The sequence below is a fragment of the Candidatus Nitrosarchaeum limnium BG20 genome (assembly GCF_000241145.1).
Taxonomy (GTDB): Archaea; Thermoproteota; Nitrososphaeria; order Nitrososphaerales; family Nitrosopumilaceae; genus Nitrosarchaeum; species Nitrosarchaeum limnae.
On record NZ_AHJG01000190.1, the window covers coordinates 1 to 3933 of the forward strand.

Annotated in this window: 7 protein-coding genes; 6 read left to right on the forward strand and 1 reads right to left on the reverse strand. The window is 31.0% G+C overall.

Annotated features, from left to right (window positions below; genetic code table 11):
* Positions 1-179: 179 nt before the first annotated feature.
* A complete protein-coding gene (locus BG20_RS06525; RefSeq protein ID WP_010192485.1) occupies positions 180-1085 on the reverse strand; it encodes an ATP cone domain-containing protein in 906 nt (301 codons plus the stop codon).
* A gap of 125 nt (positions 1086-1210) precedes the next feature.
* On the opposite strand from BG20_RS06525, the gene BG20_RS06530 reads away from it, so the two are divergent.
* The 6 genes from BG20_RS06530 to BG20_RS06555 all read left to right on the forward strand — a co-directional run bounded on the left by BG20_RS06530 (position 1211) and on the right by BG20_RS06555 (position 3865).
* The gene (locus tag BG20_RS06530; protein WP_010192489.1) at positions 1211-1564 is read left to right on the forward strand and encodes a hypothetical protein; all 354 of its coding nucleotides are present in this window, start codon (positions 1211-1213) and stop codon (positions 1562-1564) included.
* Between the two features lie 43 nt (positions 1565-1607).
* Positions 1608-2606: a thioredoxin-disulfide reductase gene (gene trxB / locus BG20_RS06535; RefSeq protein ID WP_007401381.1), complete on the forward strand. Its 999-nt coding sequence runs from the start codon at positions 1608-1610 to the stop codon at positions 2604-2606.
* A gap of 73 nt (positions 2607-2679) precedes the next feature.
* Positions 2680-2865 (forward strand): DUF1059 domain-containing protein, encoded by a 186-nt coding sequence (locus BG20_RS06540; protein ID WP_010192491.1) that lies wholly within the window; start codon positions 2680-2682, stop codon positions 2863-2865.
* Positions 2866-2943: 78 nt separating this feature from the next.
* Positions 2944-3279, forward strand: coding sequence for a response regulator (locus tag BG20_RS06545; protein WP_010192494.1), 336 nt, complete (start codon positions 2944-2946; stop codon positions 3277-3279).
* Between the two features lie 75 nt (positions 3280-3354).
* The gene (locus BG20_RS11920) at positions 3355-3564 is read left to right on the forward strand and encodes a hypothetical protein (protein WP_081477540.1); all 210 of its coding nucleotides are present in this window, start codon (positions 3355-3357) and stop codon (positions 3562-3564) included.
* A gap of 46 nt (positions 3565-3610) precedes the next feature.
* Entirely contained in the window at positions 3611-3865 is a 255-nt protein-coding gene (locus tag BG20_RS06555) for a hypothetical protein (RefSeq protein WP_193353032.1), read from the forward strand.
* The last annotated feature ends 68 nt before the right edge of the window (positions 3866-3933 follow it).

Genomic DNA, 3933 nt, shown 5'->3' on the forward strand with positions numbered 1-3933 from the left:
TTCAAAATAAAATTTTAGTTAAAAAATCATGTCAATAGATAAGCATCATCATTTTTTCCAAAAGGTCCCTGATGATCACTCAAACAACAAGAACATTGTTTTGAATAGCATTCTGACACTGTTTCATGACCACACGAGCCACAATGGCAGAAAGGATCACTAGTCATGATTACGCTAAATCAAAGTAGGTTAAAAACAGGAGGTAAAAAATCATCATAGAAAATGACAAGTGAACAATGCAAAATATTAGAAATCATACTTACAATTGCAGTAGTTTTTTCTACCATCATTTGTAAATTATGTATTCTAGTAGTACCAATACCAGTTTTTTCAGATAATTTTACAGCATCAAAATCCAGAAGATCTTTTGCAATCATCAAATCAATGCCGTAAAAAATTCCCAATTCTTTTGAAGTCAGATTTAAAATAGTAATAGGATATAATTTATTTTCTTCAATTATTTTTTCTAGACTTTTTTCTGACGGATATCTCCAAGAGAAAACCTGTTGTCCTATACAATTTGAATATTTTTTGGCGTTTTCTGATATTTTTGAATTACAAAAGATCATTTCACCAGAAAATCTAGGAGATAAATCTAAAAATCTGGCATGAGTGTAAAGTGCAACTTTAAGTCCAATATACGTACCTCGATAAGAATTATGCTTACATTCAATCATGAATTGTTTAGAAGAGGAAAGACCAATTAGATCAATTTCATGCAATGCACATTTACCTTTGATTTTTACTCTGATTCCAGAAACTTGTAAATCATAATACGGTAATAAATCAGCAATATAATTTTCAAATGCAAATCCAGCAGGGCCTAGTCTCATAATTGCTTCTTTGAGTTGATATCTTTGATGGAGTCCGACACCATCCTTTTCTTTAGAAATAGCTTGTAAAACTAATTTGTAAATATCACTAGTGCCCATATCACGATAAACATTTGATCTCACTTTTTTTAAAATCCGTTGAGCAGTTTTTCTACTTGCTCCTGCTCTCATACAAGTACTCAAAATTTTATTTGGATTAAATTTTACTTTACGCCCATCCGATTTTAAAATAAAAAAATTCCTTGGAGCCATGCATTAGATATTCGGACATGTAAATTAAAATTTTCATAACACCCATAAGTAAAAAAAGGACAAATGAGTTTCAAAGATGGATTTAACAGATGACTTTTTAATATTGAATTGAAATTATCTTGATTATGGATAGAATAAAATTAATTTCAGGATATGATGAAAAAAGAGTTAGAGAAACTCTGAATTTATTACTTAGAGATAGAAAAAATGAATTTCAAGAATTGGCAGATAATGTAAAAATCCCAAAAACGTCTGAAGATTGGGAAATAATCATTCTGAAATTCTGTCTGGATTTTGAAGAATGTTTTAAAACTTGGACTGATAGTAAAGAGCCAGATGCTCTAAAAAATGCAAAATGCATGACGATTATGAGGGCAATTGCAAAAGGCAAAAATAACATATCAGATGTTTTTCACATCGAAAATATTGCATATACGATCTGCAAAGAATTTCATGAGACATACAAAAAAGCGACATAGTGAATCAATAACTTAAATTAATGAAAAATCAAGGGCTCACATTATGATGTCTGCAAATACTGGTGCAACCATACTTGAAAACAAAGACGAGTCACCAAAAATGCCAGACAAAAAGAAAACGAAATTTGATATTGTAATTATTGGTGCAGGTCCTTCAGGATACACAGCTGGAATTTACAGTTCTCGTGCAGGATATGACACACTCATTTTATCAGGAATACTACCGGGGGGTCAATTAGTGAACACTACAGAAGTTGAGAATTATCCAGGTTTTGAGAAAGGAATCATGGGTCCGGACTTGATGATAGAGATGCGAAAGCAAACACAAAGAATGGGAACTACCATAATTGATGATGAAGTGGTAGATGTAGATTTTAGACACAAGCCATTCAAAGTACTAACAGCTTCAGAAGAATACGAAGGGAGAGCAGTGATTATTGCGACAGGTGCAAATCCTAGAAAACTAGGATTAGCAGGAGAACAAACATTTGCAGGAAAAGGTGTTTCATATTGTGCTACATGTGATGGACCATTTTTTAGAAATCAAGAATTGATAGTTGTTGGAGGTGGAGATTCAGCAATTGAAGAAGCAACATTTCTTACTAAATTTGCAACTACCGTACATCTGGTACATAGAAGAGAATCATTGCGTGCAAGTAAAATAATGCAAGATAGAGCAGAAAAAAACAACAAAATAAAATTCCATTGGAATTCAGCAGTGATAGACATTAAAGGTGATCAAAAAATGCAGCAAGCAGTATTAAAAAACATCAAAACAGGTGAAGAAAAAACATTGAATGTAGGAGGTCTTTTTGTTGCAATAGGACATGAACCAAACACCAAATTATTCAAAAACCAAATCGATTTAGATAATGAAGGATACATTATTTTAAAAAATAAAACCCATACCAACATTGAAGGCGTATTTGCTGCAGGAGATGTACATGATCGAAATTACAGACAAGCAATCACTGCCGCGGGGTTTGGATGTATGGCTGCAATAGATGTAGACAAGTATCTTACAGATAGTTCTGAAAAATAATCAGATTTGAGAAAAACTGTTTGTTTAATGTAGACACAGAATCATAATAATACAATTTAGAGCATAGCAAATTATGGCAAAAAGTTTCAAATGCTCAGATATTGGAATGAAGTGCGACTGGACAACTAGAGCATTTAACATGGTTGATTTGATGAGTAAAATAGCAAGACATGTAGATGAAAAACATAACATTTCATCTTTATCAAATGATCTAAAACTGAAAATAGATAGAGTAACAAAAGAAGAACTGGTAAGATAACAATCAGACAGTTCTTGATTTTTAGTTTGTGCAAATGCGCAAACTAATTTTTATGAATTCTAATGTTCATCACATCGTATGAAAATATTGCACATTGATGATTCACCTGAGATAAGCAAAGTATTTTCAGATGTACTTAAGACCAAAAATCATGATTTTGAGAGTATCACCGATGGAAAGGTGGGATTGGGGATGGTATTAAAAAATCAATATGATTTGATATTACTTGATATGTGTATGCCAAACTATAATGGGATTGATTTTCTATTGGATTTAAAAAAAGAAAAATCATCGGAAATACAAAAAACAGTTATTGTAAGCTCACTTGAACTAGACGAACATCAAACTGAGTTTTTAACAAAATTAGGAGTTAAAGCAATAAAACAAAACCAATATCGGTTCAAAATCTTTTAGATCAGACTGAACTTAAAATCATAAATTAATTCTACCGATAATTCCTAATTAACCAATTAATTTATAGAATAACAGATGAAAAACGCTCAATGCAAAAAATGTTTGAGAAAATTTAATGAGAAAGACATCTATACGATTCAACAGTTTCAGTATAGGAAAAAACCTCCATATGATTGGACCAGAGAATTTTTTAAAACATTAGAAATTGGAGAGTGGGATTCATTTTGCGAAAATTGTATTATGGAATATTCAAAAATATCAACTGAAGCATGGAGAAACGATTAAGAGAGTAGAATCTAAACTCTTTATTATAGAAATACTCACAGATATTATGACTGATGAACTAGGTAAATTACAAAAAACAGTCAAAGAATATAGTGATAATTTAGCAAGATTAGGCAAAGAGATTGCTGAGATTAAATTTAATTATAAAATAATAGAAAACACTACTGAGAAATATTGGGAAGATAAGATTGTAGAGTTTAAAAAATACAACGAAAAAGCAACCGAGTATTACATTCAGGCACATTCATTGATGAATTTAATAGACAAAGAACAATCTAGGTCTTTTTTTATTAAGTATTAGCAAGCTGCGTCAATCAGGACTTAAATTATTAGCAGATATGGGAGAAATTAAAAAAAATCCATCAATAA

Bases quoted from the DNA above. Each gene is read 5' to 3' on its own strand.
- BG20_RS06525 (WP_010192485.1), bottom strand. From the start codon at position 1,085: ATGGCTCCAAGGAATTTTTTTATTTTAAAATCGGATGGGCGTAAAGTA.
- BG20_RS11920 (WP_081477540.1), top strand. From the start codon at position 3,355: ATGAAAAACGCTCAATGCAAAAAATGTTTGAGAAAATTTAATGAGAAA.
- BG20_RS06555 (WP_193353032.1), top strand. From the start codon at position 3,611: ATGACTGATGAACTAGGTAAATTACAAAAAACAGTCAAAGAATATAGT.
- BG20_RS06545 (WP_010192494.1), top strand. From the start codon at position 2,944: ATGAAAATATTGCACATTGATGATTCACCTGAGATAAGCAAAGTATTT.
- trxB (WP_007401381.1), top strand. From the start codon at position 1,608: ATGATGTCTGCAAATACTGGTGCAACCATACTTGAAAACAAAGACGAG.
- BG20_RS06530 (WP_010192489.1), top strand. From the start codon at position 1,211: ATGGATAGAATAAAATTAATTTCAGGATATGATGAAAAAAGAGTTAGA.
- BG20_RS06540 (WP_010192491.1), top strand. From the start codon at position 2,680: ATGGCAAAAAGTTTCAAATGCTCAGATATTGGAATGAAGTGCGACTGG.